Genomic DNA, 3,473 nt, shown 5'->3' with positions numbered 1-3,473 from the left:
GCGATTAAATCAGATCACAAACGAAGCCTTTTTTCTATCTATTTCAATTGGTTGTAGCTAAAGATCCTGTACATGAGAGATCAGTAGCAAAACATTTATCCCGACCAGGCAGGGTGATAAGTGATGTCAGGCTGGGAGCTGTTATCAGACTTGGTCCAGCATTTTAGCCGGTACGCTAGTCAGAACGGTTTTGAACTTGAGGAGTTTGAAATCGAAGAAGTACTGCTCCCTTGGCTGGAAAGGATACAGACTCCTGCCAATATGCGTGGGCTGGGTCGTGTACTACGGGCGTTGAATGATTTTTCACAGGACACCACCGCAAGAATTTGGCTCGAGCGAGTCTTTGAATTGCCTTCTTGGTTTTTACCCGGTTTGGGTTTTCAGATCTCGCTCGCGGATCCCAAGCAAGTTCCGCTCTTTATGGATCATAAAATGGGTAGTGGTTGGTGTGAATTCGCCCCCTTCTATGCTTGGTTATTTCGTCTTGCTCAATACAGTAAAGACACCAAAGCTAGGTCCGTGCAGCTCATTTTCATTGAGCATTACTATAAGACATTGGTTGAACTGACCGATCCCGCATTCAGCACAAACAGCCAAACACGAGAGCAGCAGGTTTGTGCCGCTGGCCGTTTGGTTTTTGATGCTAGGAACCAAGATTTTCAAGGATTAGTGGCACATTTAACCTTGGATGATCTCTCGTGTATCAAGAGGCTTGCGTTGCGGATAGAAAGTTACTGCAAAGATGAAAACAATAAAATTGAACAAAAAAACAGCAATTATATGCGAAGTCTGGTGCATTTTTTTCTTGGTGACTGGGGGGGAGGTCGAAGGGGTAACCGGATCCATCGCTATAACAAAATGATAGCCAGACGTTTCAATCGTACTCAGAAGTCCGTTGTTCAAGGATGTGACGGCGCTTTGCAAGAACTGCTGCCGAGTCTGCTAGACGTGCTGGATCCAGAGGGTGTTGAGACGGATGATTTTTTTCCGCTGCAGACATTTATAGAAGTCGAAGGTCAGTTTACTGAAGAGCGGGATACAAAGGAGATCCCAGATATTGAGAGGGTGTTTGACCGGGCGCTGAATCGGAAGAAAAATATCGATGTCACCAATAAAGTGCGTCGAGGGCAGAATGTCTGTCTGCAAAATACAGAGCTGCTTAAAGCTGGTGACCTGGCACGTTTCATCCGATTTCTACAGAGTAGCCAGCATGCCACCACGTTAGCATTTTGGGCCATGTTGCTGTTGGGTAAACCCCTTGGGGAGTTGGCTCAACTGTATGTATTTGATGATTTGCATGATGTGACATCTGGTCTCTACCTGGATCCAGAAGGAAATGGTTGGTGGAGCTTCCCTGTTTCCTATTCCGCAAAACGCGGGCTAGATGATCAAAGGCGTGGTCTGATAGTCACAGCTGATCATGTGTTCACTGCCTGTCCACGATTCTTCATCTCGTTGCTGTCTGGGCACTACAATGGGGGGCTTGCCCCCTTATTGCCGGATACCTTGACAGCCGAACTGCTGGCAAAGCGTTTAAAGAAATATTCTGATCATCTGCAACGTGGAAGCAGGATCAGCCTCGATAAAATTTCTTCCTTCTTAGACCGCTTTTGTTTCGCTATGGGCACGGTCGACCCGGTTGTGCTCGACTTCAGCTATCAGCTTGCGCTGAGTCGCACTCGTGTATCTAGGAGTTATGCCTGTCTCGAGGATGAGCAGCGAGTTGGAACGCTGCACAGGTTATGGCTGGAGATCTCTCAATACATACGGGCAGCAGATCCGACAATTGATTGTCCAACTCTCTTTGAGGTGCGGTATTGGCATGAGCCAATGGTGGTTGGATCAACATTTACTCCCTCCCAGGACACATGTAGAGCATTGGTTCGGCATCTTCTTGGATGGGTGGATCAGTCTCAGCCGTTCTTGACGTTTCCGCTTGAGGACATCATCCGTTATCACAATGCATATGTGGCCTATACAACATATTTGTTGATGTTTTCGACTGGCTATCGGGCTGTATATAACCCGCTGCCATCCTTGTCGTTGCATTTACAGGCGTATCGTTTGTTAGGGATCAGTGACAAGGACGACAGCGACTTTACTCATGCCCGTTTGGTCTGCATGCCGGAATTGTTGGAAAAACAACTGTGCTTCTATGCTGCCCACCTAGCCGCACTTGCCGAGCTACTGCGTTGCATCGAGCCGGCCTTAGCTAACACTATTGACCAGCTACTCAAGGCGGATGAGGTGTTATTGGCGTTAGGGCTTTCTGACTCCTCTGTGTGGTATCAGTCTGTTCGCAACTCTCGGCGTGAACTGGGGCCCTTATTTCATTTCAAGCAGGTCAATCGACAATGGCATGCGGTGAATCTATTTCCCAAAGCGCTGACGAGCTTTCTTCCTGAGGAACTGAGGCTGCCTTCTAATGCGGGTCGCCATTGGATGAAGAGCCAGTTGATCAAGCGGCAGGTGGAGCCAGAGTTGATCGATTGGCAGATGGGGCATTGGATGACCGGGCAGACACCTTTGGGATACTACTCGGCATTAAGTCATGTAGAGGCCAGCCGTTATCTGGCTCCTATTTTGGATGAGATGTTATCGGAGGTCGGATGGCAAGCCATACCATCGTCGATTTCCTGACGGATCTGTATGAGAGTGAACAGCGTGATGAGTTATGCTTTCTTATTGCGCAACAACTGGATAAGTCGCCACTTGCAGAACGGGTAACAGAAGAATTTAGCTATGTCCTAAAGAGCTTGTTCAAGACGATACAGTTCAATCAATCGACAACTCATTTTGAGCCTGGTTTTTTAAAACGCGTAGTGGCTAAGTTCAGAACGGATCCAGAGGTCCAAACGCTTGAGCTGCAGATCCTCGATGCTATTTTGGTGCATGGGCAAAAGATGTGTGGTTTCACATCGGCAAAGGTCCCTGCGATCATCCGGATCCGTCGTGATAAGCCTATCTTACGACCTGACACCCTGCTTCTGGGAAATGCTGCCGCCAAATTATGTGACATCTTGCAGAGAGAAGTGAATCGGCCTAGCTCGCTTCCCTCAAATGACCATCTCCGTGGCAGATTGCTGCTTTATCTCTTTTTCCTTGCCAGAGTCGAGACCTTGGAGCAGGCAATACACGTTCTGGCTGCTGCTCCCCCATTGCTCTACGCCGAAGGGCTGGTTTATCTTGAGTTTGAGTACAAGGGGCAGCTGTGTCGCTATGTTCTTCCTGATCCTGCGGCTCTTCTCTGGATGCAATGGCTACGCGCTCAGCCTAGGGGGGCGGTATCGGGTGCCAGGCCCGCAATCTTCTACGTCAACCTTTATCTATCGGGACTGTCTGATTGGCGCCATGACGCCATCGGTGTATCTAAACTGCGTTTACTTCGTAAGATCGACTCATGTACAGAACCTTAAGCGGCAAGCGAATTAATAATACCGTCTAACGTGTTGTTTTGCTTGGATTTTCTCTGC

The 3,473-nt window shown here is 48.4% G+C and carries 2 protein-coding genes; both read left to right on the top strand.

Translation table 11 applies throughout. From position 1 onward, the window contains the following. Window positions 1–123 precede the first annotated feature (123 nt). Window positions 124–2,640 carry a hypothetical protein gene (locus PG896_RS20600; RefSeq protein ID WP_053288479.1) on the top strand — a complete coding sequence of 839 codons (2,517 nt, stop codon included), beginning with the start codon at window positions 124–126 and terminating at the stop codon, window positions 2,638–2,640. Next, complete coding sequence (locus tag PG896_RS20595; protein ID WP_270836165.1) at window positions 2,610–3,416, top strand: hypothetical protein; 807 nt, start codon at window positions 2,610–2,612, stop codon at window positions 3,414–3,416. Before PG896_RS20600 ends, PG896_RS20595 begins: the two co-directional genes overlap by 31 nt. The last annotated feature ends 57 nt before the right edge of the window (window positions 3,417–3,473 follow it).

The sequence above is a fragment of the Aeromonas sp. QDB30 genome (assembly GCF_027707645.1).
Taxonomy (GTDB): Bacteria; Pseudomonadota; Gammaproteobacteria; order Enterobacterales; family Aeromonadaceae; genus Aeromonas; species Aeromonas caviae.
Note: the sequence above shows the minus strand (reverse complement) of the source record. Positions and strands in the feature narration are given on the sequence as shown.

Bases quoted from the DNA above. Each gene is read 5' to 3' on its own strand.
- PG896_RS20600 (WP_053288479.1), top strand. From the start codon at position 124: ATGTCAGGCTGGGAGCTGTTATCAGACTTGGTCCAGCATTTTAGCCGG.
- PG896_RS20595 (WP_270836165.1), top strand. From the start codon at position 2,610: ATGGCAAGCCATACCATCGTCGATTTCCTGACGGATCTGTATGAGAGT.